This is a genomic window from Pseudomonas sp. BN606, from assembly GCF_029873115.1.
Lineage (GTDB): Bacteria > Pseudomonadota > Gammaproteobacteria > Pseudomonadales > Pseudomonadaceae > Metapseudomonas.
In genome coordinates this window covers 45,209-71,131 of record NZ_SSOF01000036.1, presented here as the reverse complement: position 1 = coordinate 71,131, position 25,923 = coordinate 45,209, and the positions used below count along the sequence as shown (strand labels likewise).

Here is a 25,923-nt window from a genome sequence, read left to right as displayed (position 1 = left end):
GGCAAGCCCGCGCAGTCGATCATCGAATGCTGCGCTGGCCCCTACCGGGGGCATTAATCCTTGAGATTGCGCCGCCCGATGAGCGGCCGTGAGGAACTTATGAGCAAGAACGAATCCCTGCTGAAACGCCGTGCCGCCGCTGTTGCCCGCGGTGTCAGCCAGATCCACCCGATCGTCGCCGAGCGCGCCGAGAACGCCACCGTCTGGGACGTCGACGGCCGCGAGTACATCGACTTCGCCGGCGGTATCGCCGTACTGAACACCGGCCACCTGCACCCGAAAGTGATCGAGGCCGTTCAGGAGCAGCTGACCAAGCTGACCCACACCTGCTTCCAGGTGCTGGCCTACGAGCCCTACATCGAGCTTTGCGAAGAGATCGCCAAGCGCGTGCCGGGCGACTTCGCCAAGAAGACCCTGCTGGTGACCTCCGGCTCCGAAGCCGTTGAGAACGCCGTGAAGATCGCTCGCGCCGCCACCGGCCGCGCTGGCGTGATCGCCTTCACCGGCGCCTACCACGGCCGCACCATGATGACCCTGTCCCTGACCGGCAAGGTGGTTCCGTACTCCGCTGGTATGGGCCTGATGCCGGGCGGCGTGTTCCGTGCCCTGGCTCCGTGCGAACTGCACGGCATCAGCGAAGACGAGTCCATCGCCAGCATCGAGCGCATCTTCAAGAACGATGCCCAGCCGCAAGACATCGCTGCCATCATCATCGAGCCGGTTCAGGGCGAAGGTGGTTTCTACGTCAACTCCAAGGCCTTCATGCAGCGCCTGCGCGCCCTGTGCGACCAGCACGGCATCCTGCTGATCGCCGACGAAGTACAGACTGGCGCTGGCCGTACCGGCACCTTCTTCGCCACCGAGCAACTGGGCGTCGTGCCTGACCTGACCACCTTCGCCAAGTCCGTTGGCGGTGGCTTCCCGATCTCCGGCGTAGTCGGCAAGGCCGAAGTCATGGACAGCATCGCTCCCGGCGGCCTGGGCGGCACCTACGCCGGTAGCCCGATCGCTTGTGCCGCGGCCCTGGCCGTGCTGAAAGTGTTCGACGAAGAGAAACTGCTGGAGCGCAGCCAGGCTGTAGGCGAGCGCCTGAAGGCCGGCCTGCGTGAAATCGCAGCCAAGCACAAGGTCATCGGTGACGTCCGCGGCCTGGGTTCGATGGTTGCCATCGAGCTGTTCGAAGGCGGCGACGAAAGCAAGCCGGCCGCCGAACTGGTTGGCAAGATCGTGGCTCGCGCTCGTGAGAAAGGCCTGATCCTGCTGTCCTGCGGCACCTACTACAACGTCATCCGCTTCCTGATGCCGGTCACCATTCCCGACGCACAACTGGACAAGGGCATCGCCATTGTCGCCGAGTGCTTCGACGAACTGGCCTGATTCCCCAGGTAGTGAAAAGAGACCCGCTTCGGCGGGTCTTTTTTTGCCTGGATGATCAGGAGTGACACGTACGACTCTCCCGCCCTCTGGGAGCGGGTCGCGCAGGGCTGCGTATGAAGCTCCGCAGAACAATCCTTAGGTCTACCTGGCGAACGAGATCCCCTCTACGACAGGAACCGCATGAGGTTGTTTTTCGCTACCGACCTTGGCCTAGATCACTATCCTCTGCCTGGCCCCCGGTTTAGACTGCCGGCCTTCTGTTCTGACGACGAATCCGACCTGCCTCTCGGCCATTTCCCGGCCCTGCGTAGATTGTCGGTGACGACCTATCTGCCACCCGAGGTATCCATGCCCGTCCTAGCCCAGGCCCCGGAAGTCCTGATTGCCGAGGCCGATCCGTGGACGTCGGAGCTACTCGCCCAGCTCGTGTTGGACATATGCGGCACCGCCAAAGTGTTGCAGGTGGCCGATGGCCTCGAAGCCCTGGCACGCTGCAAGCGGCGCTTGCCGGAGCTGGTAATTGCCGATGGAGAGTTGGGCGGCATCGATGGAGTCGAACTGCTGCGCCAACTGCGTCGCCACCCCCGCACCCCCGCGTTACCTTTCGTGTTGATCAGCGCCCGCGTGGATGCAGCCAGCGTGCGTGCCGTGCGGCCCTTGGCGCCGACGGCCTACCTGGGTAAGCCGTTCAATGCGGCCAAGCTGCGCAAGCGCCTCAGCACACTGCTGCCGGCCAGCGACTCCGTTGTCGGCGGCCAGGCGCCCGCGCTGTTGCTCAACAACCTCAAGGAGTACCTCGACAGTGTGCGCGAGGAGGGGCAGGGGGCACCGCTGCTGGATGATGTTCGCGAGGCGGTCAGCCAATGCCTGCACGCCGATCAGGTCGACCTGCGCGACCTCGATGAAATCTTCTCCCGCGACCCGCAGATCACCGCACGGCTGATCGCCGCCGCCAACAGCGCTGCCCAGCACTTCGGCATGCCCTGCCAGACGCTGGGTCAGGCCATGCAGCGACTCGGCGTCACCCGCGTCCTCAATCTTGTGCTCGGCATGGCCCTGGAGCGCAACGCGCGGCTGCACGACCCGCGCCTGGCGGAGCTGGCCGAACTGGCCTGGCAGGCCGCCCAGCGCAGTGCCGAGCTGGGCTACTGGCTGGCCAGCGAACTGGAGCTGGATGCCGAGCTCTGCTACACCGCCGGACTGTTGCACAACTTGGGTGAACTGGCCCTGCTGCGCAGTCTGCAGGATTGGCAGGATTCCGGGGGCAGCCTGAGCAACGATGAACTGCAGGATGTGATGCAGCGGAGGGCGGCGGGCTTCGGCTCGGCCCTGCGCATCCGTTGGCGCTTGCCGTTCGGTCTGCGCGAACTGGTGGCGGCTTTCCACGGTCTGGGCGCTGGCGTGTTCTCCCGCGAAGCGCTGGTACTCAACCTCTGTGCGGCCCTGCTGTGCCTGTCGCACGGTGCAGCCCCGACAAGCCTGATGGAACAACGAGCAGCACGATTGCTGCGGCTCGATCCCGCACTACTGGAACGTCTTCCGGCGCGCTTGCTGCCCTGACGTTGTCCGGGCTGGCGCGCGAGCGCCCGCATTGTCTAGTCTGCTGAAGTGCTCGCACTTCTTGTACGAGCCGTACAGGATTTTTCACCCAGAGTTACAGCTGAACTGGATCGCCACGCATGGCAGATATGGAGCGGGCACCCAAGGTGCTGATTGCCGACCCTGACCGCTGGAGTGCCGAGCTGCTTGTCGAGCTGGTGCGCAAGGCGCGATGCGACGCACATCTCGAGGTGCTGCCGGACAGCCAGAGCGTGCTCGAGCATTGCCGCACAGGTTGGCCGGACTTGCTGATTGTCGACTACGGGCTGCCGGGCATCGGTGGCCTTGAGCTGCTGCGCGAAGTCCGGCGGCAGCGACGCCATCCGCCAGTCCCCTTTTTCCTGATCACCGAGCGCGTGGACGCCGCCAGCGTTCGCGCAGCCTTGCCATTGGCTCCTACCGCCTACCTGGCCAAGCCCTTCAATGCCGAGGACCTGCTGCAGCGCCTGCGTAACCTGTTGCTGGAACCGGGCGAGGAGCTAGCCTGCCCGGTTCCGTCCGTCCCGAACATGCAGAGCCTGGAGGAGTACCTGGGCAAAGCGCGTGAAACCTCATCCGGGGCGCCGTTGTTGAAGGTGGTACATGAGGCGTTGGATCACGCCATGCAGTCTCACAAGCGCGACCTGGCCGAACTGCAGCCCCTGTTTCTCCAGGACCCGCAGCTTACCGGTCAGTTGATTGCCGCCGCGAACAGTGCTGGCCAGCACCTGGGCAACAGTTGCCAGACCCTGGATCAGGCCGTTGCCCGGCTGGGGTCGCAGCACAGCCTCAACCTGGCGCAGGGGCTGGCGCTGCAACGCAGTGTCGACCTGACGGACCCACTGCTGCTACCCCACGGCGAACGCATCTGGCAGCAATGCCAGCGCACCGCCGAGCTGGCACGCTGGCTGGCTCAATGCCTGGAGGGGGATGGCGAGCGTTGCTACACCGCTGGCCTGTTGCACCTGCTCGGCGATCTGGCGGTATTGCGCAGCATCCAGAGCTGGCGCGACCTGGGAGGCGAGGAGCTGACGGCCGAGCAGGTCGAAGAGGCACTGCGTACGCATGGCGCTCCATACGGCTCGGCCCTGCGCACGCGCTGGCGCCTGCCCCTGGAACTGCGCCAGCTGATCGCGGCCGCGTACCAATTGGGCGGAGGTGTCTACTCCAAGGATGCGCTCATCCTGCACATCGCCAAGCTGGCCGCCGAGCTTCCGGAAGGCGAGGACGCGGCCCAACTGGCCAAACACAAGGCTGCGCGAATGCTCGGCCTCGACGCCGCATTGCTGGCGTCGCTGCCGAAGCTCGGGATGTCGACTCAGGCCAGTGCTTCCTCGACGAAATCCAGCCGATCCTGACCGAAGAACATCTCTTCACCGACAAAACAGGTGGGTGCGCCGAATACTCCGCGTTTCACTGCTTCTTCGGTAACTGCCTTAAGCGCGTCCTTCACCTCCTGTTCACCCACCAGGGCCAGCATCGCCTGGGGATCGAAGCCGGCCTCCTGCAGGACGGCGGCCAGCACGACGGGGTCGCCGAGATTGCGCTTGTCCTGCCAGAGCGCGCGGAACATGGCATCTAGATAGGCTCCAAAGCGTTCTGGCTGACGCATCTGCACGCCGATGGCGGCGCGCATCAGCGTCAGCGTGTTGATGGGGAAGAAGGGGTTGAAGTGCATCGGCACGTCATAGCGTCGGGCGAAGCGCTGCATATCGATCATGGTGTGCCGCGCCTTGGCCGGAACGGCGGCAGGCGAGGCATTGCCGGTGGCCTGGAACACACCGCCCAGCAGCATTGGGCGATAGTGCAGCGTGGCGCCGGTCCTGGCGCAGATCCCCGGCAGCTGGGTCCAGGCCAGGTAGCTGGCCGGGCTGCCGAGGTCGAAGAAGAATTCGACGGTTTTGGTCATGAGGGTTCTCGTCGTTGGTTTCGGCTACGGCCAGGTAGGAGCGAGCGTGCTCGCGAACGAGGCCGTGCGGGAGCATTTCGCGAGCAAGCTCGCTCCTATGGGATCACCAGCGTTCCATCCAGGGCCGCAGATCCAGTTCGAACGTCCACGCATCGCGCGGCTGGCTGTGCAGGTACCAGTAGTTCTCAGCGATGTGGTCGGGATCGAGGATGCCGTCCTGGTCCTTCAGTGCGTAGCGCTCGGGGAAGCTGTCGCGGATGAATTCGGTGTCGATGGCACCGTCCACCACAACGTGGGCGACGTGGATATTTCGCGGGCCAAGCTCGCGCGCCATGCTCTGGGCCAGGGCGCGAATGCCGTGCTTGGCCCCGGCGAAGGCGGCGAACCCGGCGGCACCGCGCAGTCCGGCGGTGGCGCCGGTGAAGAGGATGGTGCCGCGCTCGCGCGTGACCATGCGACGGGCGACCGCCTGGCTGGTGAGGAAGCCCGAGAAGCAGGCCATCTCCCAGATCTTGAAGTACTTGCGCGCCGTTTCCTCAAGGATGCTGCAGGGCACGTTGGCGCCGATGTTGAAGACGAAAGCTTCGATCGGGCCGATGTCGCGTTCGATGGTTTCAACCAACTCGGCGACCTCTTCTTCCTTGCGTGCATCGGAGGCGAAGCCGTGAGCTTCGCCACCTTCGGCACGAATGGCATCCACCAGGGGCTGCAGTTTGTCGGCGCTTCGCCGGGTCACGCAGGCGACATACCCTTCGCGGGCGAAGCGCCGGGCGATGGCGCCGCCGGTGGCGTCACCGGCACCAATTACCAGTACCACTTTCTTGTTCTCGGTATCGCTAGCCATGCTGTTCACCTTTACTGAACGATCGTTAGCTTAACGGACGTTATGCTATGCTCGCCAGTGCGTCAAGCCAGTCCACCGGAGGTCGTCGTGCGTTATTCAGCCACCCACAAGGAAGAAACCCGGCAAAAACTGCTGGAAAGCAGTGGTGCCATTGCCAAGCTCGGCGGCTTTTCCACCACCGGCGTCGACGGCTTGATGAAAGCCATCGGCTTGACCGGAGGCGCCTTCTACAGCCACTTCCCGTCGAAGAACGACCTCTTCACTGCCATCGTCCAGCGCGAACTTTCACAGAGCCTGATCGGCCACGTCGCCCGTGGCGAAGGCTTCTGCCGTGACAAGCTGGAGCGCTGCCTCGACCGCTATCTGAGCATGGCCCATCTGCAGAACCCCGACACCGGCTGCGCCATCCCGGCGCTGGGGGCTGAAATCGCCCGCGCCGACCTTCCCGTTCGTGAGGAGGCCGAGCACTGGATGCTGCAGTTGCAGCGTGCCTGGGCGGAAATCCTTGAAGACGGCGAGCTGGCCTGGGCGATGATTTCCCAGTGCGTCGGTGCATTGGTGGTGGCGCGCATGCTCGCCCGCGAAGAGACCCAGGCCGAGGTGCTGAACGCGAGTCGCGGTTTCCTCGGCCGGGTGGTGGATGACCTGCTAGAGAAGTGACTGCTCGGCGCAGACGCTCAGAATCTGCTCGCGCAGCCAGATGTTTGCCGGGTCCTGGTCGAAGGGCTGAGCCCAGAGCAGCTCCAGGGAAAAGCTTGGCAGGTCGGGCAATGGACTTGCGGCGGTACGGGGGTTACCCAATAGCTCATACACCCGCGCCGGCAGCACCAGCAGCAACTCGCTGGCCGGGATCAGTTGCAGGGCGGCCAGGTAATTGTTGGTGCGGGCGGCGAACTGCCGGGAGCGGCCTTGCTGCTGCAGCCAGCCATCGATCATGTTGCGATCCGAGTCCCAGGGTGTGGGGAACACCTGGCGTCGTGCGCAGAATGCATCCAGGTCCGCCACGGGCTCCGTTTCGGCGGCACGTACGCAGAGCAGCTCATCCTTGAGCAGCGCCAGGCTCACTATTCCGGGGTGGGCGCGGTGCTGATTCGGGCCGAAGCCCAGGGCCAGGTCGAGCTCACCCTGCACCAGGGCCTCGGCGGGAATTTCCCGGCCCAGGCGTTGCACCTCCAGGCTCACCGGGTAGCCCGCATCGCTCAGTCGGCGCAGCAAAGGCGGCAGGATCAGCAGCTCGAAGTACTCCGGCGCGCAGAGGCGGAACGTACGCGGTGCCTGGCTGGGGTCGAAGGCGCGGGACTCGCTGAAGCAGGCGTTCATCAGATCGATCATGGCGCGGGCGTGGGGGCGCATGGCCAGGGCCTTGCGGGTGGGTCGCATGCCGCTGCGAGTGGCGATGAAGAGCTCATCGTCGAGGGTACCGCGGAGTTTTCTCAGGCTGTAGCTGACGCTGGAGGCACTGAGGTTCAGTACCTCCGCGACTTCCCCCAGGTGCTGCCGCTCGTAGATTTCGAGAAACACCAAGAGGTCCTGGAAATCGATCTTGCGTAGTCCGTTCGCGAGCAGCATGGTCGGGTTCCATGGGGCAGGAACGCCATCAGAACCCGAGCCTGTCGACATGGCAAGCACTCAGGCGGTGGCCGTGCGCGCCGGGCTCAGGCGAGCCAGCCAGAGCATGCCGAGGACAATCAGCACGGCACCGGCCCAGGCCAGCGGCGCGGGTACCTTGTGTAGCCAGACGCTCTGCAGCAGCAGGGCGAACAGGCCGCTCAGGTAGCTATAGGCGATCACTGTTGCCGGTGGCAGCCAATGGATGGCCCTGTGCAGGAGCCAGAAGGTCGCGAGGGTAGCGGTCAGGGCCAGGTAGAACAGCCAACCGATGTCGCGCAGGGCGATGCCTTGCAGGCCGTCCCAGCGCTGGCCGAGGGTGCTGACCAGGACGAGCAGCAAGCCACCTGCCAGCAGGTTGCCGCAGGCCAGGGAAGCGGCGCCGCGTTCGGCACCGAGCCAGGGTTTCAGACGCTGGCTGAGTGGGGCATAGAGCGCCATGGCGAGACAGCCGATACCGTAGACCGTATAGGCATAGGTATCGAAATGGGCATTGTCGAGGCCGAGCAGGGCCAGGGCGCCGAGCGCGGCGATGAGGGTCGGCCAAAGCCGTTGCAGCACCGGTTTGCCCAGCAGCAGGCGTTCACCGCCGAGCGTCAGCAGCGGCACGCTGACGTAAAGCAGCGCGGTGTCCAGTGCCTTGGTGTGTTTCAGCGCTTCGAACAGGCTGCCGAAATAGAGTGCCAACAACCCACCCAGCACCACATGCGCCAACAGTGCGCGTCCGCCAGGAAGACCGGGGCGGCAAAACAGAAGCAAGGGCAAGAACAGGCTTCCTGAAAGCAGCAGGCGCAATGCGGTGAGTGGCAGGGCGTCGAGCGCCGGGTTCAGCTGGGCAGCGGCGAAGAACGATAGCGCTACCAGCAATGCCCAGAGCAGCATTGAGGCATGGGCATTGAGGCCGGGGGAAAGCAGCGGGCGCATGGGCAGGTTCCTTATGTGTGCCGGTGGCCATTGCGCCAACGTCGTGAATCTCCGGCAAATCAGAAACTCGGGGGTGGATTCGGGAAATTGAATTGCCCAGCATCGAACTAGAGTTATCCACATGCCCCGTCTGGAGGTGCCCTGCATGGGCCAGCATCCATCGCCGCGCGTCGTCATTGCCGGTCTCTGCTCCTTGTTGCTGAGCGCGCAGGCCCTTGGCGACCCCCTTGCCGCGTCCAGTCGCGTCAGCTTGCTGGAAGACAGCCACTTCCTCCGCGATGCCGCATCCGAGCGCATCCAGCAGATCCGTTTTTCCTTCCGTGAACCGCCCCTGGAAGAGGGACAGACGCCGGCTTGGGCGCGGGCTTTCGGCAGTCACGGCTCGGCGGATGCGGACCACCGGGCGCCCCGCCGTGAGCGGGATATCGGCGGACTCTTGCTGGGCAGCGAGCGCAAGCTGGGTAACTGGTTCGCTGGTGTGATGGGCGGCTACTCGACCACCTCCGTGGAGGTGCAGGGTGTGGATGCGGATATCCACAGCCTGCATCTGGGCGCCTACGCCGGCACCAAGATCTACAACCAGATCGGCGTGAAGTTGGGGGCGGCCTGGAGTGGCCACGACGGTGACACGCGCGCGGCCGATGCCGATAGCGGCCAGGTGTTCGGCGAGCTCAGCTACTCCCTGGATTTTCGTGACTTCAGCGCAGAAGGTTTCAGCGAGCTGGCCTACGTGCGCCTGGACAGCGATTCGCGGGGCAGCCTCGGTAGCCAGCGCGACGAGATCGGCTACAGCACCTTCGGCCTGCGCGGTACCACGCGCATCGAGCTTGAATCGGGGCGGCGCCTGACCGCGCGCATCAGCTCGGGTTGGCGGCATGCTTTCAGCGACAGCCGGATCGACGACGAGAGTGGCGCCGCCGTGGCACTGACCCGGGACGCTTTCAGGCTGGACGCGGGGGTGGATTACCAGCTTACCGAACAGGCCTACGCCGGGCTGTTCTATAACGGCACCTATGCCGAAGACGCGCGGGACAACGGGCTGACGGCGCGGGTGAGCCTGAGGTTTTGAGACGGAATCGACGACGAGGTGAAGCTTGTAGCGAATTCATTCGCGAAGCAGGCCAAAGGGCTGCCCCTCATGACGCTGGCGTCGTATCGATCGCGAATGAATTCGCTCCCACAGGGAAGAGGCACCGCGAATTCGGGCTCAGATTTCCTGCATGTCGAAATCGTTCTTGCCGACGCCACAGTCCGGGCAGATCCAGTCGTCTGGCACGTCGTTCCAGGAGGTACCGGCGGGGATGCCCTCGTCGGGCCAGCCCTTGGCTTCGTCGTAAATCAGGCCGCAGACCACACAAATCCAGGTTTTCATGCCGCTACCTCATGCTTGCAGCTGTGCTCGGGGAAGGCGTGCGCCCAGGGGCGCGCGTTGTCGCGATCATAGGGGCGGCGGCGCGCAGCCCGTGCCCTATCCAACGGTGGGTTGGGCGGGCTGGGTGACTGGCTGCTCCTTCGGGTGCCAGCGGTTGGCGCGGCCAAAGGTGCCGAAATCGTTGAAGCGCACGCCCATCTCGCGCATCACCCTGTGCGCTACCGGCGCCGTCAACTGACGGATGTAGAACGGCTCCTTGACCACGAAATGATGGATGGCGTGAGTGCTGCCGAAGTTGAAGCAGAACGCTTGCAGTGGCCACATCCACCAAGGGTTGAGCACCTGGGTCTGCTGGATCACGTTGCCCAGTTCGACGTCGCCGTAGTAGTGCATGTTGGAGCTGACGAAGTGCAGGCAGAAGGTGCGCAGTACGTTCGGTCCCACCAGCACCACCACGGCGATGTTGACGATGTTCATCACTTCAAGGGTGCCGGCCGACCAGGCGATAGGGGCATTCAGGGCCCAGGCCAGGGTGTCGATGGCGTGGAAACCGAGGAAGACGTACCAAGTGGCCCAGTTCAGTAGCGCCAGTGGCGCGTAGACCTTCAGGGTGCGCCAGAGGATGCTGCGCTTTTGTGTCCAGGTCTTGGCTCGCAGCATGCGGATGAGCGAGGACATCACGTTGTCGCCGACCATCAGCAGACGCGCCAGGCCCCAGGGTTCGCCGTTGGTGATGGCGCGTTCTTCGAGGTCGGTCTCGGTACCGGACACCTTGTGGTGGTTGAGGTGCAGGTGGCGACGAATCCAGGGGTTGATGGTGCTTGGCCGCGCCATCCAGACCAGCGCCATCATCAGGTTGTGCGGCACCTTGCGCTTGCGGAAGTACATGCTGTGAATCAGATCGTGCTCCAGCTCGTGGGTCAGCGACGCAAAGAAGGCGTTGAGCAGCAGGCAGGCCCACCAGGCGATCTGGTCGTTCAGATAGAGCAGGGCGGAACCCAGCATGCCGGCCAAGGCGAAGGCGAGGATGCCTGCGCCGATGGCGTCCTGATGTTGCAACACGGGAAAACGCTGGCGCAGTGCGTTGCCACTGGCCATCACCACTTCACGAATATGCGCTGATCGCTGCTGGTCATTTAGCGTGCGGGGGCTTGCAGGCTTGGCGGACATGCTTCCATCCTCTTGTCGGAGATGGTTCTACTGTGCCGTTCCGAGCCGTCGCCGCGCCCGACCGAGCACGCCAACCTGTTGACCGGAAACGCCAACCTGCATGAGCGAACCCACTACCCTCGCCAGTTGGACCCGAGCCCTGCGCAAGCAGCTGGACGCGCTCGGCCTCGACAGCGCGGAACTCTGCCGCCAGGCCCGGCTCGATCCGGCGTTGATGGACGACCCCAACGCGCGCTACCCGCTGACCGCCACCACGCGTCTCTGGCAGTTGGCCGTAGACGCCAGCGGCGACCCGGCCCTGGGGCTGAAGATTTCCACCTACGTCAGTCCCACCACCTTCCACGCCCTGGGCTATGCCCTGGTGGCCAGCGCCAGCCTGCGGGAAGTCTTCGAGCGCATCGTGCGTTATCACCAGGTGGTCAGCGACGCGCTGGAGCTGGAGCTGTCACGCGAAGGCGAGCGCTACCTGTTCCGTCTGCGGGTGCGTGAAGACGGCTTCGAGCCGGCGCCGGAAGCGGTGGATGCCTTTGCCGCCATCTACGTGCGCACCTGCCGCAACCGCATCGGCCGAGACTATGCGCCGCTCGCCGTACACCTTCGCCGCCAGCAGCCGGTTGACCCGCAGCCCTGGCACGCGGTGTTCCGCGCGCCGCTGGCCTTCGGTGCCAATGAGAACCTGCTGGAGTTCGCGGCGGACGACTTCGAGCGACCGTTGGAGGACTCCAATCCCGAACTGGCCGAGCACAACGAAGCGGTGCTCAAGCGAACCCTGGAGCAACTGCAGCAGCCCACCTGGTCGCGCAAGGTGCGTGCCTGCCTGGAGGCCCAGCTTCCGAATGGCGAACCTTCAGCCGAGCGCATCGCCCAGTCCCTGCACCTCAGCTTGCGCAGCCTGCAGCGGCACCTGGCGGATGAGGGCTGCAACTACGAGCAGCTTCTGGGCGACACCCGCCAGGCGCTGGCGCTGGTCCATATGCGCGACCCGCGCTGCTCCATCAGTGAAATTGCCTACCTGCTTGGCTTTGCCGACACCAGTAGCTTCAGCCGTGCCTTCAAGCGCTGGACCGGACAGAGCCCGAGCCAGTACCGCGAAAGCCTCACCGCAGGTCGCTGAGCGCAGCGAGGCTGGTTACGTGTAGGGGCGATTCCAATCGCCAAGCGAACCGACGGTACGCCCTGGGTAATCGCAGACGGCGGCTGCGCCACCCTGGGCGAATGAATTCGTACCCGCAGTTGCCGGTTACGGCTTGCCCTGTGCCGCGCGCTTGAGCCGTTCAGGATCGAGGATCTCGATCTCGCCATAGCTCAGCCGCAGCGCACCCTGGGCTTCCAGATCCTTGAGGATCTGGTTGGTGGTCTGGCGGGATATCGCCAGCATCATTGCCAACTGCTCCTGGGCCAACTGGATGACGCGCTGTTGGCCGGAGCGCTCGCCGTAACCCTCGGCGATCATCAACAAGCGCCTGGCCAGGCGCTGGGGCGCGGGCAGCAGGCTCATTTCCTCCAGGGCGATGAAGGCCAGGCGCAGCTTCTGGCTCATCAGCAGGGCGAAATCGCGCCAGTGCCAAGGCTCGCGTTTGAGCAGCGACAGCAGCGGCGCCTGGGGCAGGTTGAGCAGGATTACCTGGCCCTCGGCGAAGGCGTCGTGGGTACGCGATTGTCCGTCGAACAGGGAGATCTCGCCGAACCAGTGCGGTGGCTCCACCAGCACCAGCAGCGCTTCCTTGCCGCTCTCGCTGATGCTGCCAACCCGGATCGCGCCTTCCAGCACCGCATAGAGCCCGCAGGGTGGGTCGCCACGACGGAACAGACGCTGACCAGGCTCCAGGCGCCTGAGCTGCGCCATGGTCAGCAGTTCTTCCTGCAGGCCGGCGGGTAACTGGCTGAACCATTGACCAGTGCGCAGGCGATCGAGGTAGTGCTTGAATTCGGTCATGGTCTTTGTCGGCTAGCTGACAGAGGTTGTCTCGGGCATGACGCCATTATCGGCGCAATTGCCTGCAAACCTGAGGACACAACAATGAAAACCCTCATCGACCAACTTGGCCAATACGCCGAGTACCACCGTGACCGCCGCAACATCGCCACCCATTTCGTCGGCATTCCGCTGATCGTGGTCGCCGTCGCCGTGCTGCTGTCGCGTCCCGGCTTCGAATCCTTCGGCCTCTGGTGGTCACCGGCTGCGCTGGTCAGCCTGGTCTCTGCGCTCTACTACTTCCGCCTCGACCTGCGATATGGCCTGGTCATGACAGCGCTGCTCGCGTTGAGCTTGTGGCTCGGTGCTGCCCTCGCCGTGCAAAGCACCGCTGCCTGGCTTGGCGCCGGGTTGGGGATGTTCGTCGTGGGCTGGGTGATCCAGTTCATCGGGCACTACTACGAGGGGCGCAAGCCGGCCTTCGTCGACGACCTGACCGGGTTGATCATCGGGCCGCTGTTCGTGGTTGCCGAGCTCGGTTTCCTCCTGGGGCTGCGCAAGGAGATCGAGCACGCGGTAGAAGAGCGTGCGGGCCCGACGTGCATTCGGGAGAAGAAGGCCGCGGTTTGATTTATCCCGGCGGAGGCGGATTCATTCGCCCATGGGCGCGCAGCGGCCCCGTAGGCTGGTGCAGAGCGCAGCGAAGCCCAACAGGCCCGGATGCCCTCTCCCTGAAGGGAGAGGGGGCTGTCCCTGCGAGCGTCCAGTCCCGAGCATTTTCCCTGCGGTGTCCGACTTCCTCACTCCATTCTCTGATTCAGGGAGAGAGGTCACCCAGCGTCAGCAACTGCCCACTCATCGACCGCGCCTGGCGGTCCACCATCATGGGCGCGTAAGGCCGGCCGGAGGCGCTGACCAGTGTGTTGCTCTGGCTGTTCAGGTCGCTCAGTGCAGTCCTCAGGAACCCCCAGCGAGTCTTCAGCTTGGCCAGCGCCGGGTCGGCCTTGTCGTCCAGCGGCGCCAGCTCCTTGTCTATGTCCGGCAGCAGGCGACGTTCGTCCTGGCCGATATAGGTATCGCCGTTCTCGCGGGCAATTTCGAAGGTGCCGATGTAGGACCGGCTCAGGTACTGGACATTGAGGTACTCCACCTTGGCGGGCAGTTCCTCGGCTCCGCCCGTGCCGGCCTGAGAGCGTGCGGCGATGAGGAAGTCGCGCAAAGCCTTGGCCAGCTCCTGGGGAAAGCGCCACGGCACGTCTTCTTCCTTGCGGCCGTAGGAAACGCCCTGTTCGAGCTGGGTAACAAACGCGTCATGGGCCTTGCGCAAGTCCCCGCTCGGCGTGGAGATGCGCTGGTAGTCGGCATCCAGCGCCTTGAGGTCGCTACGCATTCGTTCGGCATGGACGTCCTGGAAGCCTTCCCCGCGAAACAGCAGCAGGCTGGCCGTGGCACGGCTGGCGTGGACCTGTACCAGTTCCAGAGGGGAGCGTTCCGTGGCGAGACCGGGCATGGCGACGCCCAGCAGAAGAGCGATCAGCGGATACAGCAGAACCTTGCGGATCATGGCGGGTGCTCCTGTTCTTGTTGTTCTGAGGAGTCGATAAAGGTGCCGGCACAGCCTACTGCGCCGTGGCTCTCACGCTACTACCCGAAAGAATGATTTGTTGTGGGTGAATCGATGTTTTTCAGGTTTTGCCCTGCAGCTTGCGCAGCAACTCGGCGCTGGCTGGGTCGGCGGGGAACAGGGTTTCTAGCCCAAGCTCGGCCAGGGTGACGTCGACCGGAGTGCCGAACACCGTGATGGTGCTGATGAAACTGATGACGCCAACAGATGTGCGCAGTTGCAGCGGCACGAGCACCGCCTCGCTGGGCAGACCTTCCGGTGGAGGTGGAGCGGGGTAGCCATTGAGCTCATCGAACAGCGCCTGTAGTTCCGGGTCGCCGCTGACTTCGATATCCCGATGCAGGCGTTCCAGCAGATGCGCGCGCCACTGGCCGAGGTTGACGATATGGGGCGCCAGGCCCTTCGGGTGCAGTGACACCCGCAGCACGTTGAGTGGCGGCGCCAGCAGTTCCGGCGCCACTCCCGAGAGCAGGGACGCCACAGCACCATTGGCCGCCAGCAGGTTCCAGTGCCGGTCCACCGCCAGCGCCGGGTTGGGTTCGTGGGCCTTGAGCAATTGCTCGACCGCCGTGCGCGCGCCGGCCAGGGCTGGGTCGTCGAGCGCACGTTGGGAGAACAGCGGCGCATATCCGGCTGCGGTCAGCAGGCGATTACGCTCACGCAGGGGAATCTCCAGTTGCTCGGCCAGGTGCAGCAGCATCTCGCGACTGGGATGGGCGCGACCGGTCTCGACGAAGCTCAGGTGACGCGTGGAAATCTCCGCGTCGCAGGCGAGGTCGAGCTGGCTGAGGCGGCGCCGCTGGCGCCATTGGCGCAACAGCGCGCCGACGGGGTGGGCAGATGTATTCATGGCACCGACGATAGTTCAGGGAGGGAAGCTCGGCCATTACCTGGCAGGTAATCGACCCGCTGCGGGTTTCGCGGAAATCTGTCGCCAAGCGCCACTCCGGCGCCCCATCGACAGGAGAACCACCATGACTCATCTCGATATGTCCCCGATGCTGCGCCGTGCCCTGCAAGCCGATGCCCTGGCCAGCGGCGCCATGGGGTTGTTGCTGACGCTGGCAGCCGGCCCGCTGGAAGAACTGCTGGGGCTGCCACGTGCGCTGCTTCTGGGTGCCGGCATCGGCTTGCTGCCCTTCGCGCTGGCGCTTGGCTGGCTGGCCAATCGTCAGGCGCTGCGGCGCGGCTGGATCTGGGCAGTGCTGGCGATCAACGCCGTGTGGGTGATCGACAGCCTCTCGTTGCTGGCGCTGGGTTGGGTCGAGCCGACCCTGTTGGGCAAGGTCTTCGTGATCGGTCAGGCGGTGGCGGTAGCCGTGCTCGCCGAGCTGGAGTTCTTTGGCCTCCGCCGTTGCCAGGGTGTGGCCGCGTGAGTGGCATGGGCGCCGGCCGCGGTGGCCGGCGCCTCGGGTCTAGAACAGACCGCGCAGGACGAGGTCGCTGCCCAGTAGCAGCAAACCGACGAAGAACCAGCGACGGAAGCGTTCGGCACTGATGCGCTTGCGCAACCATTGCCCGCCGGCCATGCCCAGCAGCGCAGGTACCAGGGCCAGCAGCGAGGCGCCTAGCACCGCTGGTTGCAGCAGTTCGCCGCTGTGTCCGAGGCTCACTGCCAGGGCGATGGTGGAGGCGCTGAAGGACAGCCCAAGGGCCTGCACCAGTTCATCTTTCTCCAGGCCGATGGCCTGCAAGTAAGGCACGGCGGGAATCACGAAAACTCCGGTCAGTGCGGTCAGGGCGCCGGTTACCGCGCCGATCACCGGGCCCAGCCAGTCTTCGTTGGCTGGGGCCACGCTGAAGCGCACCGAAGCGAGTCCGAGCAGCGCGTAGATCACCAGGGCGACACCGAGGATTGAGGTCGCGCCGGGCAAGTCAGCGGCATTCACCACCCAGGTCATGGCCCAGGTGCCGGCGAAGATCCCGGCGAGCATCGGCCAAAGTCGGCGCAGCATCGCCAGGGGGCTGCTGCCGGCGGCGAGCTGCCAGATATTGGTGACCATGGACGGCACGATTAGCAGCGCGGCGGCCTGCATCGGAGGCATGACCAGCCCCAGCAGGCCCACGGAAATGGTTGGCAGGCCCAGGCCGACCACGCCCTTCACCGTGCCGGCGAGCAGGAAGGTGGCGGCAATCAGGGGCAGGTAGGTAATCAGGGAATCGGCCACGGTTTCACTCCTTGTGTCGGGGCGCAGGATAGCGCCAATGGATACGTGGCCAGTATCCGGGCCGCTGAATCGGGACGATTCGGGGTGGAGTGAAATATGGAATGCAGGGGGAGGTTTGGTGCGCCGGCTGCCCTCTCCCCGTCCCCTCTCCCTGAAGGGCGAGGGGCTGGGGGAGAGGGGCTCCGCTCGGTCAGAACCCCACCGCCTTCTGCCAGGCCTTGGGCTTGAAGAACAGCGTTTCGCCACGCACCAGGCCGATCAGGCTGTCGTGGTCCTTCACCACTTCGGCCTCGATCAGCTCGTCCTGGCCGTCCACCTTCAGGGTCACCCGGGTGATGGCGCCCAGGGGGCGGATGTCGCGGACTTCGGCGGCGCGATGCTCGGCCACTTCGGAGCGCGACAGCGAGACTTCGTGCGGGCGGAACAGCAGGTGCTGGTCGTCGCCCAGGTGCAGGCGGTTGGAGTCGCCGAGGAAGTGGTAGACGAAGTCGCTGGCCGGATTCTCGTAGACCTCGCCCGGTGCGCCGATCTGCTCGATCACCCCCTTGTTCATCACCACGATGCGGTCGGCCACTTCCATGGCTTCTTCCTGGTCGTGGGTGACGAACACGGAAGTCAGGTTGATCTCTTCGTGCAGGCGCGCCAGCCAGCGGCGCAGCTCCTTGCGCACCTTGGCGTCGAGGGCACCGAAGGGTTCGTCGAGCAGCAGGATCTTCGGCTCCACCGCCAGAGCGCGGGCCAGGGCGATACGCTGGCGCTGGCCACCGGAGAGTTGTTCCGGGTAACGGTCGGATAGCCAGTCGAGCTGCACCATGTTCAGCAGCTCGTGGACCTTCTCGGCGATCTGCTTTTCGCTCGGACGTTCGCGCTTGGGCTTCATGCGCAGGCCGAAGGCGACGTTGTCGAACACCGTCATGTGGCGGAACAGCGCGTAGTGCTGAAACACGAAGCCGACGTTGCGATCGCGTACGTCGTGCTGGGAGACGTCTTCGCCGTGGAACACGATGCTGCCCAGGTCCGGGGTTTCCAGACCGGCGATGATCCGCAGCAGGGTGGTCTTGCCGCAGCCGGACGGGCCAAGCAGCGCCACCAGTTCGCCGCTGTGGATATCCAGGTTGATTTCGTTGAGCGCCTTGAAGGCGTTGAAGTTCTTGCTGACGTTGCGGATTTCAATGCTCACGGTGGTTACTCCTCATCAGCATTCGACTTGAGACGGGACAGGCGCGACTCGCTCCACTGCTTGAGCAGGAGGATGCACAGGGCGAGCACCAGCAGCAGGCTGGCGACGCTGAAGGCGGCGACGTGGTTGTACTCGTTGTAGAGAATTTCGACGTGCAGCGGCAGGGTGTTGGTGACGCCACGAATGTGACCGGACACCACCGATACCGCCCCGAACTCGCCCATCGCCCGCGCGGTGCAGAGCACCACGCCGTAGATCAGGCCCCATTTGATGTTCGGCAGGGTCACGTGCCAGAACATCTGCCAGCCGTTGGCGCCGAGCAGGCGTGCGGCTTCTTCCTCCTGCGTGCCCTGTTCCTGCATCAGCGGGATCAGCTCACGGGCGACGAAGGGGAAGGTCACGAAGATCGTGGCCAGGACGATGCCGGGCACGGCGAAGACGATCTGGATGTCGCGGTCCTGCAGCCATTCACCGAAGTAGCCCTGGGCGCCGAACAGCAGCACGTAGATCAGGCCGGCGATGACCGGCGACACCGAGAACGGCAGGTCGATCAGGGTGACCAGCAGGCTCTTGCCACGAAACTCGTATTTGCTCACGCACCAGGCGGCGGCAACGCCGAACACCAGGTTGAGCGGCACCGAGATGAAAACGGCGATCAGGGTCAGTTTCAGTGCGGAAAGGGCGTCCGGCTCGAAAATCGCTTCGAAGAAGGTACCCAGGCCCTGCTTCAACGCCTCGCTCAGGACCACTAGCAGTGGCAGCAGAAGGAACAGGGCGAAAGCCAGCCAGGCGAAGGCGATCAGGATACGGCGACCCAGTGCGCTGCCCCGGCGGGCGGCGTTGGCGGAGGACGCGGCGGTCAGGCTTGCGGAACTCATGGCGCTCTCCTCACGGGGTTTCGATGCGGCGTTGCAGCAGGTTGATCAGCAACAGCAGGACGAAGGCGACGACCAGCATCAGCACGCCGATGGCGGTGGCGCCGGTGTAGTCGTACTGGTCCAGCTTGACCATGATCAGCAGCGGCAGGATTTCGGTTTTCATCGGCATGTTGCCGGCGATGAAGATCACCGAGCCGTACTCGCCCACGCCACGGGCGAAGGCCAGGGCGAAACCGGTCAGCCAGGCCGGCAGCAGCGCCGGCACCAGCACGTGGCGGAAAATCTGCAGCGGTTTGGCGCCCAGGCAGGCGGCGGCCTCCTCAACCTCGCGGGGGATATCGGCCAGTACTGGCTGCACCGTCCGCACCACGAAGGGCAGGGTCACGAACGTCAGCGCCAGGGTGATGCCGAGCGGGGTGTAGGCAATCTTGAAACCGAGGTCGGTGGCGAACTGGCCCACCAGGCCCGCGGGCGCATAGAGCGCGGTGAGGGCGATACCGGCGACCGCGGTGGGCAGCGCGAAGGGCAGGTCGACCATGGCGTCGATGACCTTGCGGCCGAAGAAGTCGTAGCGCACCAGCACCCAGGCCAGCAGGGTGCCGATGATGCCATTGATCACGGCGGCCGCCAGGGCGGTACCGAAACTGAGCTTGAGGGCGGCGATCACGCGGGGGGCGCTGATGATGGTCCAGAACTGGACCCAGGTCAGCTCGGTGGTCTTGAGGAACAGGGCACCCAGGGGAATCAGGACCAGGAGGCTGAGATACACCAGGGTGTATCCCAGGGTCAGCCCGAAGCCGGGTATGACCGGGGAGATGCGTCGCGACATGTTCTGTCCTTACTCTGCGTTGGAACGCTTGGTTTCTCTCCCGCTGACAGCAAAGAGGCCCGATCCGGAGATCAGGCCTTCGAGCCCCCTCTCCCTTCAGGGAGAGGGTTGGGGAGAGGGGGCGTCTTCCGCGCTTACTGCGCCTGGTAGATCTGGTCGAAGATGCCGCCGTCGTTGAAGAACTTGGGTTGGGCTTCTTTCCAGCCGTTGAAGTCCTTGTCCACGGTCACGAGGTCCAGTTTCGGGAATTGCTTGGCGAACTCGGCCGCGACCTTCTCGTTACGCGGGCGGTAGAAGTTCTTCGCCGCGATGCGCTGGCCTTCCTCGCTGTACAGGTACTGCAGGTAGGCTTCGGCAACCTTGCGGGTGCCCTTCTTGTCGACGTTCTTGTCGACCACCGATACCGGCGGTTCGGCCAGGATCGACAGGCTCGGCGCAATGATCTCGAAGTTCTCGCCGCCTTGTTCTTTCAGAGCCAGGAAGGCTTCGTTTTCCCAGGCCAGCAGCACGTCGCCGATCTGGTTGTTGACGAAGGTGATGGTCGAGCCACGGGCGCCGGTATCCAGCACCGGTACGTGCTTGTACAGCTCCTTCACGTATTCCTGTGCCTTGGCGTCGCTGCCGTACTCCTTCTTGGCCCATGCCCAGGCGGCCAGGAAGTTCCAGCGTGCACCGCCGGAGGTCTTCGGGTTCGGGGTGATGACTTCAACGCCCTGCTTGGTCAGGTCGCCCCAGTCCTTGATGCCTTTGGGGTTGCCCTTGCGCACCAGGAACACGATGGTCGAGGTGTAGGGAGTGCTGTTCTGCGGCAGGCGAGCCTGCCAGTTTTCCGGGATCAGCTTGCCGAGCTTCTGCAGTTCGTCGATGTCGCCGGCCAGGGCCAGGGTCACCACGTCGGCCTTCAGGCCGTCGATCACGGCGCGGGCCTGTTTGCCGGAGCCGCCATGGGATTGCTGGATCTTCAGATCGTCGCCACCTTCGGCCTTCCAGTGCTTGGCGAAGGCGGCGTTGTATTCCTGGTAGAGCTCGCGGGTCGGGTCGTAGGACACGTTGAGCAGTTCGGTGGCGGCGGCGGCCGGACCGGCGATCAGGGCGCTGGCGAGGGCGGCGAGGGCGAAGCGGCGAATCGACATTATCAAGCTCCTGGAACTGGAATTTTTTTAGGTGTTGGCTAGGGCTGTTTACTGGTGTTCGTCGAAACGCCCTCCGGCAGTCCGGTCGGGCTTCAAGCCTCGTGAGGCTTGAACGGTGTCCTGTGAATCAGTTACCGCGCTGGTTCGGTTGCTGCAGGCGGAATTTTTCCTTGCGTTCGATTTGCACTACCTGGCCGTTGTGCACGGTGATTTCCACCGAGCCGAAACGCAGGCCGTGCAGGGCACTCTGGATTTCACGCAGGATGCTGGCCTCGTCCTGGCCTTCCACGCTACGAAGGGTTGCGCTCATGGTCGTGCTCCTAGAAATGGGGCCCGCGGCATGGTTCAGGAAGGTATTCCGCGTGGCGTGGAGCGAATCTTAAGCAAGCGGGTAATATTCTTAAAAATACTATTTAAGAATTTTTATATAACCGAAATTGCTTTCGAGCGACGCAGATGCTGCCGACAGGGGGGGCCAACGCCTGGCGAAGCCGAATCTGCCGTCTTCAGGCTACCGGCCAGAGCTGCTCGAGTTCTTCCACCGGTAAGGGCCGGCTGAACAGGTACCCCTGGCCGTAGTCGCAGCCCAGCTCACGGAGGAACCCGGCCTGGGCGTCCACCTCGATACCTTCGGCCAGCACGCTGATGCCCAGGCTGTGGCCCAAGGCGGTGACGGCACGAGCGATGGCGATATCGTTCTTGTCGTCCGGCAGGCCACGAACGAAGCTCTGGTCGAGCTTCAGCTTCTGCACCGGCAGGTGCTTGAGGCGCTGCAGCGAGGAGTAGCCCGTACCGAAGTCGTCGATGGCCAGACGCACGCCCAGTTCACGCAGACGAGCAAGCAGGGCCTCGGCGGCGTCCGGGTCCTCCATCACCGCGCTTTCGGTGATTTCCAGCTCCAGCCGCTCCGGTGCAAGGCCCGTGGTGGCCAGCACCCGGGCCACTTCACTATCCAGCTCGGTGCGGTGGAACAGCCGGCAGGACAGGTTCACCGCCACGAAAGACAATGCGTGACCCTGCTCCAGCCAGCACCGCATCTGCCGGCAGGCCTGTTCCAGTACCCAGACGTCGATGCTGGCGATCAACCCACTCTGCTCGGCGATTGGCAGGAACTCACCAGGTGGTACCAGGCCACGCTCGGGATGCGCCCAGCGCACCAGTGCCTCGAAACCGACCAGTTGGCCGTCGGCCAGGCGCTGGATGGGCTGGTAGTGGACTTGCAACTGACCCAGCTCCATCGCCTGGCGCAGGGCGCTGAACAACTCGACGCGCTGGCGCGCCTGCTCGGTCAGTTCCTGGCTGTAGAAGGCATAGGAATCGCGGCCCGAGCTCTTGGCCTTGAACAGGGCCGAGTCGGCATTGCGCATCACCTGTTCGACATTGGCGTCGACGTTCGGGAACAGGCTGATGCCCAGGCTTGTGCTGATGAACAGGTCATGGCCGTCCAGTCGGAAGGGGGTCGCCAGTTCGCTGCGGATGCGCTCGGCCAGGGCTGCGGCCTGGTCGGCCTGAGGGCAGTTTTCCCACAACACGCCGAACTCGTCGCCGCCCAGGCGCGCCAGGGTCATGCCGCCTTCCATCAGCCCCTGGAGGCGCACACCGGCCATCTTCAGCAGCAGGTCGCCATGGGAGTGGCCGAAGCTTTCATTGATGTGCTTGAAGTGATCGAGGTCCAGCAACAGCACTGCACCGTTCTGCTTCTCACGGTGGGCACGTTCCAGCGCCTGTTCTACACGCTCGGTGAAGAGCAGGCGGTTGGGCAGGTTGGTCAGCGGATCGTGGTGGGCGAGGAAGTCCAGTTCGTGCTGCGAGCGCTTGATCGCACTGACGTCGGAGAATACCGCCACATAGTGAGTCAGCTGACCGTCTTCGTCATGGATGGCGCGGATGTTCTGCCAGAGCGGATAGATCTCGCCGTTCTTGCGCCGGTTCCACACTTCACCGCTCCATTCGCGGCGGTTGTCCAGGGCATTCCACATGGCCTTGTAGAAGCCCGGGGCGTGGCGGCCGGAGCTAAAGATGCGCGGATTCTTGCCCAGCACTTGTGCTTCATCGAAGCCGGTGATGCGGGAAAAGGCACGGTTGACGTGGACGATGCGGCTTTCGGCATCTGTGACCAGCACGCCCTCCTGGGTGCTGTCGAACACAGCGGCGGCCTGGCGCAGGCTGCTTTCGTGTTCGCGGCGGGCATCCAGATAGTCCTTCAGGCGGTGCAGGTGCAGGCAGACAAGGGTGAACAACAGGAGGCTGGTAACCAGCACGAAGAGCAGTCCCTTGGTGGTCTGCAGCTCGGCCAGCAGTACACGGTCGCCCACCAGGGAATAGAGTGCGCGGTCACTGAACAGCACCCACAGGCTAGCGAGAATGAAGTAGGGCAGCACCAATCGCAGGGCACTGAACTTGAAACGCATGGGTGCGGCCTTCCTGGCATGGGTGAAACGGGCAATTGCGGATTATAGAAGCAACCGACGACCGGAGGGCTTCTATCTAAAAGACAGGATGGTTTTCTCCGGGCGCTTTGTGATAATCCGAGGAGCTATACGCGATAAGCCCCGCTCACTTTACCCGAGGCAACACCATCCATGTGGTACAACGGCTTTCTCGACCTGTCGCTGTGGCAGCTGGTGGCTGTCACCCTGGTGATGACCCACATCACCATCGTCAGCGTCACTGTCTATCTGCACCGCTACTCGGCGCACCGCTCGCTGGAACTGCATCCGGCGCTCAAGCATTTCTTCCGTTTCTGGTTGTGGCTGACCACCGCCATGAATACCCGCGAGTGGACCGCCATCCACCGCAAGCACCACGCCAAGTGCGAAACTGCTGACGACCCCCACAGCCCGGTGGTCAAAGGCCTGTGGACCGTACTGCGCCAAGGCGCGGAACTGTACGCGGAAGAGGCGAAAAATGAAGAGACGTTGCGCATCTACGGCAAGAACTGCCCGGATGACTGGATGGAGCGCAACGTCTACAGCCGCTACCCCATCGGTGGTGTCACCCTTATGGCTCTGATCGACCTGGCGCTGTTCGGCGCGGGCGGCATCACCATCTGGGCTGTGCAGATGATGTGGATACCGGTCTGGGCCGCAGGCGTCGTAAATGGCCTGGGCCATGCCATCGGCTACCGTAACTTCGAGTGCCGTGATGCCGCCACCAACCTGGTGCCCTGGGGCATCCTGATTGGCGGTGAAGAGCTGCACAACAACCACCACACCTATCCGAACTCCGCCAAGCTGTCGGTGAAGAAGTGGGAGTTCGACATGGGCTGGGCCTGGATCAAGCTGTTCAGCATCCTCGGCATGGCCAAGGTGCAGCGCGTGGCACCGATCGCCCACCGCGTCGAAGGCAAGGGCAACCTGGACATGGACACCGCCATGGCCATCCTCAACAACCGTTTCCAGATCATGGCCCAGTACCGCAAGCTGGTGATCGCTCCGCTGGTGAAGCAGGAACTGGCCAAGGCCGACGAGTCGGTACGCCACCTGTTCCGCCGCGCCAAACGCCTGCTTTCCCGCGAGACCAGCCTGCTCGACGAAGGCCACCAGGCGCGCATCGCCGCCATGCTGGAACAGAGCCAGGCCCTCAAGGTGATCTACGAGAAGCGCCTGGCGCTGCAGCAGATCTGGGTGAAGACCAGCGCCAATGGCCACGACATGCTCGCCGCCATCAAGGAATGGATTCACGAGGCCGAAGCCAGCGGTATCCAGTCCCTGCGCGATTTCGCCGAGCAGTTGAAGACCTACTCCCTGCGTCCGGCCGCCGCCTGACGCTTGCGAGCCCATGAGAAAGGCCGGCAGAGATGCCGGCCTTTTTGCTTTCTGCGGACGCATCGCAGGCCGAACCGGTGGTTCGGTTGGCGAATGTATTCGCCCGTACAAGGCGGGGACAGGCTGTTCCTGTAGGGGCGATTTCAATCGCCAAGGGTAGCGCAACTGCCCCTCAAGTCGCCCGTCGCCACCGGCATTTCCTGTAGGCAAAAAAAGGCCGCTCGTCATGAGCGGCCTGAACAGGACGTCGATATAGGAGCTGTCACGCATCAACGTCAGGAGGTGGAGAACAGGGAGTGACAGGGATCAGCTGTCCTGGTGGGCGTCGGACTGCTTCTGTTGCTCAGCGCCTTGCTTGGCGATGGCTTCCTGCTGGGCCGCGTCGGCGCGCTGCTCGGCCAGAGCTGCGTTGCGTGCAACAAAGGCGTTGGATTCTTCGGCCAGGGTCAATTGCGAGAAAAATAGAGAAAATACGGCGAAAACGGCAGTAAAAATCGCGTTGCGTTGCATATCTTGAACCTCTCAGATGGTTTCTTGCGAAACATGGCGCCATCTTAGGGAGGTCAGGAAAGGGGAAAAATAGCGGTTTCAGTGAAGAACTATTTCTCTTTGCGCAATAGTTTCGCGTTGATCGCCCAGCGATTCGGATCTTCGAGCAGGGCTTCGTCCTGGGTCAGTAGCGGCGGCAATTCGGCCTTGAGGAACTCGACCCAGGTTTTGATCTTGGCGTCGAGGAAACGCCGCGACGGGTAGATGGCGTAGATGTTGCGCTCGCGCAGGCGGTAATCCGGCAGGAGCCGCAGCAGCTTGCCTTCACGCACGGGCGGGCAGGCGACGAAAGAGGGCAGCAGGCAGATGCCCATGCCGGCCTGCGCGGCCTTGGCCAACGACTCGGCCACGTTCACCTGGAAGCTCTCGGCGGGGAGTACGTTGAATTCACCCTGCTCGCCATTGAACACCCAGCTGTCCTCATACAGCGGGTCCAGCAGCCGCAGATAGCGATGCTGCTGCAGGTCCACCGGGCTGAGGGGTACGCCGTGCTTCTTCAGATAACCGGGGGCTGCGCAGAGCGCGCTGAACATCGGCCCCAGTACCTGGGCGACCATCTGCGAATCGGGCAGCTCGCGGGCGAAGGTGATGATGACGTCGTGGCCATCTTCCAGCAGGTCGGGGGTGCGCTGCGACAGGGTCAGTTCCACCACCACTTCCGGATAGAGCTCGCTGTAGCGTGCCACCAGGGGGGTGAGGTGCTGCAGGCCCAGGCCGGTCATGGTGTGTACGCGCAGGCGGCCATGGGGCTTGAGATGGGCACCGCGTGCCTCGGCGGCGGCCTCGTCCACTTCACCGAGGATTTGCCGGCAGCGTTGCAGGTAGCGCTCGCCCACTTCGGTCAGCGCGAGACGGCGGGTGGTGCGATGCAGCAGGCGGGCCTGGAGCTGCTGTTCCAGCTCCGATACCAGCCTTGATACCTGCGCGGTGGACAGGTCCATGGCCTGGGCTGCGGCGGTAAAACTGCCGGTGTCTATCACCCGCACGAAAACCCGCATGCTGTGGAGCGTATCCATTGTTACCCCTTGTGTAAGGCTGCTTCTCGCAAGTGGGAGATTATCCTCGAATCCCAGCTAAATATACTTTGTCCCCATGGGC

Annotated in this window: 27 protein-coding genes; 9 read left to right on the top strand and 18 right to left on the bottom strand. The window is 64.0% G+C overall.

Going from position 1 to position 25,923, the window contains the following annotated elements:
- Nucleotides 1–99: 99 nt before the first annotated feature.
- The 3 genes from gabT (at nt 100) to E8E75_RS02800 (ending at nt 4,313) form a co-directional block, all read left to right on the top strand.
- On the top strand, nt 100–1,377 hold the full coding sequence (gene gabT / locus E8E75_RS02810; RefSeq protein ID WP_153919487.1) for a 4-aminobutyrate--2-oxoglutarate transaminase: 1,278 nt from the start codon (nt 100–102) through the stop codon (nt 1,375–1,377).
- A 348-nt stretch (nt 1,378–1,725) separates the two neighbouring features.
- Nucleotides 1,726–2,937: an HDOD domain-containing protein gene (locus E8E75_RS02805; RefSeq protein ID WP_120653714.1), complete on the top strand. Its 1,212-nt coding sequence runs from the start codon at nt 1,726–1,728 to the stop codon at nt 2,935–2,937.
- Nucleotides 2,938–3,056: 119 nt separating this feature from the next.
- Complete coding sequence (locus tag E8E75_RS02800; RefSeq protein WP_153919493.1) at nt 3,057–4,313, top strand: HDOD domain-containing protein; 1,257 nt, start codon at nt 3,057–3,059, stop codon at nt 4,311–4,313.
- On the opposite strand, the gene E8E75_RS02795 is transcribed toward E8E75_RS02800, so the two are convergent.
- Entirely contained in the window at nt 4,274–4,864 is a 591-nt protein-coding gene (locus E8E75_RS02795) for a 2-hydroxychromene-2-carboxylate isomerase (protein ID WP_120653712.1), read from the bottom strand. The genes E8E75_RS02800 and E8E75_RS02795 overlap by 40 nt on opposite strands.
- Before the next feature lie 103 nt (nt 4,865–4,967).
- Nucleotides 4,968–5,708 carry an SDR family oxidoreductase gene (locus E8E75_RS02790; protein ID WP_120653711.1) on the bottom strand — a complete coding sequence of 247 codons (741 nt, stop codon included), beginning with the start codon at nt 5,706–5,708 and terminating at the stop codon, nt 4,968–4,970.
- A gap of 87 nt (nt 5,709–5,795) precedes the next feature.
- Here E8E75_RS02790 and E8E75_RS02785 point away from each other — a divergent pair, with 87 nt between their 5' ends.
- Complete coding sequence (locus E8E75_RS02785; RefSeq protein ID WP_120653710.1) at nt 5,796–6,368, top strand: TetR/AcrR family transcriptional regulator; 573 nt, start codon at nt 5,796–5,798, stop codon at nt 6,366–6,368.
- On the opposite strand, the gene E8E75_RS02780 is transcribed toward E8E75_RS02785, so the two are convergent.
- Entirely contained in the window at nt 6,357–7,277 is a 921-nt protein-coding gene (locus tag E8E75_RS02780; protein ID WP_153919499.1) for a LysR family transcriptional regulator, read from the bottom strand. The two genes, E8E75_RS02785 and E8E75_RS02780, sit on opposite strands and share 12 nt — an antisense overlap.
- 60 nt (nt 7,278–7,337) lie before the next feature.
- Nucleotides 7,338–8,240: a DMT family transporter gene (locus E8E75_RS02775; protein ID WP_153919503.1), complete on the bottom strand. Its 903-nt coding sequence runs from the start codon at nt 8,238–8,240 to the stop codon at nt 7,338–7,340.
- Between the two features lie 121 nt (nt 8,241–8,361).
- Between E8E75_RS02775 and E8E75_RS02770 the strand changes: the two genes are divergently transcribed.
- Nucleotides 8,362–9,309: an autotransporter domain-containing protein gene (locus E8E75_RS02770; protein WP_256673008.1), complete on the top strand. Its 948-nt coding sequence runs from the start codon at nt 8,362–8,364 to the stop codon at nt 9,307–9,309.
- Between the two features lie 138 nt (nt 9,310–9,447).
- Here E8E75_RS02770 and E8E75_RS02765 read toward each other — a convergent pair whose 3' ends face one another.
- Together E8E75_RS02765 and E8E75_RS02760 are read right to left on the bottom strand one after the other, a co-directional pair.
- Nucleotides 9,448–9,612 (bottom strand): rubredoxin, encoded by a 165-nt coding sequence (locus E8E75_RS02765; protein WP_120653706.1) that lies wholly within the window; start codon nt 9,610–9,612, stop codon nt 9,448–9,450.
- 96 nt (nt 9,613–9,708) lie between these two features.
- Nucleotides 9,709–10,782 carry a fatty acid desaturase gene (locus E8E75_RS02760; RefSeq protein ID WP_153919506.1) on the bottom strand — a complete coding sequence of 358 codons (1,074 nt, stop codon included), beginning with the start codon at nt 10,780–10,782 and terminating at the stop codon, nt 9,709–9,711.
- Nucleotides 10,783–10,882: 100 nt separating this feature from the next.
- Between E8E75_RS02760 and E8E75_RS02755 the strand changes: the two genes are divergently transcribed.
- On the top strand, nt 10,883–11,896 hold the full coding sequence (locus E8E75_RS02755; protein ID WP_153919509.1) for an AraC family transcriptional regulator: 1,014 nt from the start codon (nt 10,883–10,885) through the stop codon (nt 11,894–11,896).
- 126 nt (nt 11,897–12,022) lie between these two features.
- Here E8E75_RS02755 and E8E75_RS02750 read toward each other — a convergent pair whose 3' ends face one another.
- The gene (locus E8E75_RS02750) at nt 12,023–12,718 is read right to left on the bottom strand and encodes a Crp/Fnr family transcriptional regulator (RefSeq protein WP_153919512.1); all 696 of its coding nucleotides are present in this window, start codon (nt 12,716–12,718) and stop codon (nt 12,023–12,025) included.
- Nucleotides 12,719–12,802: 84 nt separating this feature from the next.
- On the opposite strand from E8E75_RS02750, the gene E8E75_RS02745 reads away from it, so the two are divergent.
- Complete coding sequence (locus E8E75_RS02745) at nt 12,803–13,327, top strand: Mpo1-like protein (RefSeq protein ID WP_153919515.1); 525 nt, start codon at nt 12,803–12,805, stop codon at nt 13,325–13,327.
- 187 nt (nt 13,328–13,514) lie between these two features.
- On the opposite strand, the gene E8E75_RS02740 is transcribed toward E8E75_RS02745, so the two are convergent.
- Together E8E75_RS02740 and E8E75_RS02735 are read right to left on the bottom strand one after the other, a co-directional pair.
- Nucleotides 13,515–14,261 (bottom strand): hypothetical protein, encoded by a 747-nt coding sequence (locus E8E75_RS02740; protein ID WP_120653701.1) that lies wholly within the window; start codon nt 14,259–14,261, stop codon nt 13,515–13,517.
- Nucleotides 14,262–14,382: 121 nt separating this feature from the next.
- Complete coding sequence (locus E8E75_RS02735) at nt 14,383–15,171, bottom strand: helix-turn-helix domain-containing protein (protein WP_153919518.1); 789 nt, start codon at nt 15,169–15,171, stop codon at nt 14,383–14,385.
- Between the two features lie 124 nt (nt 15,172–15,295).
- Between E8E75_RS02735 and E8E75_RS02730 the strand changes: the two genes are divergently transcribed.
- Entirely contained in the window at nt 15,296–15,697 is a 402-nt protein-coding gene (locus E8E75_RS02730) for a hypothetical protein (protein ID WP_120653699.1), read from the top strand.
- A gap of 39 nt (nt 15,698–15,736) precedes the next feature.
- On the opposite strand, the gene E8E75_RS02725 is transcribed toward E8E75_RS02730, so the two are convergent.
- From E8E75_RS02725 to dibA, 7 genes are all read right to left on the bottom strand, one after another.
- Nucleotides 15,737–16,477 (bottom strand): sulfite exporter TauE/SafE family protein, encoded by a 741-nt coding sequence (locus E8E75_RS02725; protein ID WP_153919591.1) that lies wholly within the window; start codon nt 16,475–16,477, stop codon nt 15,737–15,739.
- 202 nt (nt 16,478–16,679) lie between these two features.
- The gene (locus E8E75_RS02720) at nt 16,680–17,669 is read right to left on the bottom strand and encodes a sulfate ABC transporter ATP-binding protein (protein ID WP_280357951.1); all 990 of its coding nucleotides are present in this window, start codon (nt 17,667–17,669) and stop codon (nt 16,680–16,682) included.
- Nucleotides 17,670–17,674: 5 nt separating this feature from the next.
- Nucleotides 17,675–18,547, bottom strand: a complete 873-nt coding sequence (gene cysW / locus E8E75_RS02715; protein ID WP_120653697.1) for a sulfate ABC transporter permease subunit CysW — start codon at nt 18,545–18,547, stop codon at nt 17,675–17,677.
- 10 nt (nt 18,548–18,557) lie between these two features.
- Nucleotides 18,558–19,376 carry a sulfate ABC transporter permease subunit CysT gene (cysT, locus tag E8E75_RS02710; protein ID WP_120653696.1) on the bottom strand — a complete coding sequence of 273 codons (819 nt, stop codon included), beginning with the start codon at nt 19,374–19,376 and terminating at the stop codon, nt 18,558–18,560.
- A gap of 134 nt (nt 19,377–19,510) precedes the next feature.
- Nucleotides 19,511–20,509 (bottom strand): sulfate ABC transporter substrate-binding protein, encoded by a 999-nt coding sequence (locus tag E8E75_RS02705; protein WP_120653695.1) that lies wholly within the window; start codon nt 20,507–20,509, stop codon nt 19,511–19,513.
- A 127-nt stretch (nt 20,510–20,636) separates the two neighbouring features.
- Nucleotides 20,637–20,819 (bottom strand): sulfur starvation response protein OscA, encoded by a 183-nt coding sequence (gene oscA, locus E8E75_RS02700; RefSeq protein ID WP_077524552.1) that lies wholly within the window; start codon nt 20,817–20,819, stop codon nt 20,637–20,639.
- 196 nt (nt 20,820–21,015) lie between these two features.
- On the bottom strand, nt 21,016–22,920 hold the full coding sequence (dibA, locus tag E8E75_RS02695; protein ID WP_153919520.1) for a phosphodiesterase DibA: 1,905 nt from the start codon (nt 22,918–22,920) through the stop codon (nt 21,016–21,018).
- Between the two features lie 171 nt (nt 22,921–23,091).
- On the opposite strand from dibA, the gene desA reads away from it, so the two are divergent.
- Entirely contained in the window at nt 23,092–24,276 is a 1,185-nt protein-coding gene (gene desA, locus E8E75_RS02690; protein ID WP_120653693.1) for a delta-9 fatty acid desaturase DesA, read from the top strand.
- Nucleotides 24,277–24,582: 306 nt separating this feature from the next.
- Here desA and E8E75_RS02685 read toward each other — a convergent pair whose 3' ends face one another.
- Complete coding sequence (locus E8E75_RS02685) at nt 24,583–24,786, bottom strand: hypothetical protein (protein WP_153919523.1); 204 nt, start codon at nt 24,784–24,786, stop codon at nt 24,583–24,585.
- Nucleotides 24,787–24,875: 89 nt separating this feature from the next.
- Nucleotides 24,876–25,841, bottom strand: coding sequence for a LysR family transcriptional regulator (locus E8E75_RS02680; RefSeq protein WP_153919526.1), 966 nt, complete (start codon nt 25,839–25,841; stop codon nt 24,876–24,878).
- Nucleotides 25,842–25,923: the final 82 nt, after the last annotated feature.

What these genes read in the sequence shown, in the direction of transcription:
- E8E75_RS02770 (WP_256673008.1), top strand. Translation starts at nt 8,362, where the DNA reads ATGCCCCGTCTGGAGGTGCCCTGCATGGGCCAGCATCCATCGCCGCGC.
- E8E75_RS02800 (WP_153919493.1), top strand. Translation starts at nt 3,057, where the DNA reads ATGGCAGATATGGAGCGGGCACCCAAGGTGCTGATTGCCGACCCTGAC.
- dibA (WP_153919520.1), bottom strand. Translation starts at nt 22,920, where the DNA reads ATGCGTTTCAAGTTCAGTGCCCTGCGATTGGTGCTGCCCTACTTCATT.
- E8E75_RS02740 (WP_120653701.1), bottom strand. Translation starts at nt 14,261, where the DNA reads ATGATCCGCAAGGTTCTGCTGTATCCGCTGATCGCTCTTCTGCTGGGC.
- E8E75_RS02745 (WP_153919515.1), top strand. Translation starts at nt 12,803, where the DNA reads ATGAAAACCCTCATCGACCAACTTGGCCAATACGCCGAGTACCACCGT.
- E8E75_RS02705 (WP_120653695.1), bottom strand. Translation starts at nt 20,509, where the DNA reads ATGTCGATTCGCCGCTTCGCCCTCGCCGCCCTCGCCAGCGCCCTGATC.
- E8E75_RS02750 (WP_153919512.1), bottom strand. Translation starts at nt 12,718, where the DNA reads ATGACCGAATTCAAGCACTACCTCGATCGCCTGCGCACTGGTCAATGG.
- E8E75_RS02790 (WP_120653711.1), bottom strand. Translation starts at nt 5,708, where the DNA reads ATGGCTAGCGATACCGAGAACAAGAAAGTGGTACTGGTAATTGGTGCC.
- E8E75_RS02805 (WP_120653714.1), top strand. Translation starts at nt 1,726, where the DNA reads ATGCCCGTCCTAGCCCAGGCCCCGGAAGTCCTGATTGCCGAGGCCGAT.
- E8E75_RS02735 (WP_153919518.1), bottom strand. Translation starts at nt 15,171, where the DNA reads ATGAATACATCTGCCCACCCCGTCGGCGCGCTGTTGCGCCAATGGCGC.
- gabT (WP_153919487.1), top strand. Translation starts at nt 100, where the DNA reads ATGAGCAAGAACGAATCCCTGCTGAAACGCCGTGCCGCCGCTGTTGCC.
- E8E75_RS02795 (WP_120653712.1), bottom strand. Translation starts at nt 4,864, where the DNA reads ATGACCAAAACCGTCGAATTCTTCTTCGACCTCGGCAGCCCGGCCAGC.
- E8E75_RS02730 (WP_120653699.1), top strand. Translation starts at nt 15,296, where the DNA reads ATGACTCATCTCGATATGTCCCCGATGCTGCGCCGTGCCCTGCAAGCC.
- E8E75_RS02775 (WP_153919503.1), bottom strand. Translation starts at nt 8,240, where the DNA reads ATGCGCCCGCTGCTTTCCCCCGGCCTCAATGCCCATGCCTCAATGCTG.
- E8E75_RS02755 (WP_153919509.1), top strand. Translation starts at nt 10,883, where the DNA reads ATGAGCGAACCCACTACCCTCGCCAGTTGGACCCGAGCCCTGCGCAAG.
- desA (WP_120653693.1), top strand. Translation starts at nt 23,092, where the DNA reads ATGTGGTACAACGGCTTTCTCGACCTGTCGCTGTGGCAGCTGGTGGCT.
- cysW (WP_120653697.1), bottom strand. Translation starts at nt 18,547, where the DNA reads ATGAGTTCCGCAAGCCTGACCGCCGCGTCCTCCGCCAACGCCGCCCGC.
- E8E75_RS02760 (WP_153919506.1), bottom strand. Translation starts at nt 10,782, where the DNA reads ATGTCCGCCAAGCCTGCAAGCCCCCGCACGCTAAATGACCAGCAGCGA.
- oscA (WP_077524552.1), bottom strand. Translation starts at nt 20,819, where the DNA reads ATGAGCGCAACCCTTCGTAGCGTGGAAGGCCAGGACGAGGCCAGCATC.
- cysT (WP_120653696.1), bottom strand. Translation starts at nt 19,376, where the DNA reads ATGTCGCGACGCATCTCCCCGGTCATACCCGGCTTCGGGCTGACCCTG.
- E8E75_RS02680 (WP_153919526.1), bottom strand. Translation starts at nt 25,841, where the DNA reads ATGGATACGCTCCACAGCATGCGGGTTTTCGTGCGGGTGATAGACACC.
- E8E75_RS02685 (WP_153919523.1), bottom strand. Translation starts at nt 24,786, where the DNA reads ATGCAACGCAACGCGATTTTTACTGCCGTTTTCGCCGTATTTTCTCTA.
- E8E75_RS02765 (WP_120653706.1), bottom strand. Translation starts at nt 9,612, where the DNA reads ATGAAAACCTGGATTTGTGTGGTCTGCGGCCTGATTTACGACGAAGCC.
- E8E75_RS02780 (WP_153919499.1), bottom strand. Translation starts at nt 7,277, where the DNA reads ATGCTGCTCGCGAACGGACTACGCAAGATCGATTTCCAGGACCTCTTG.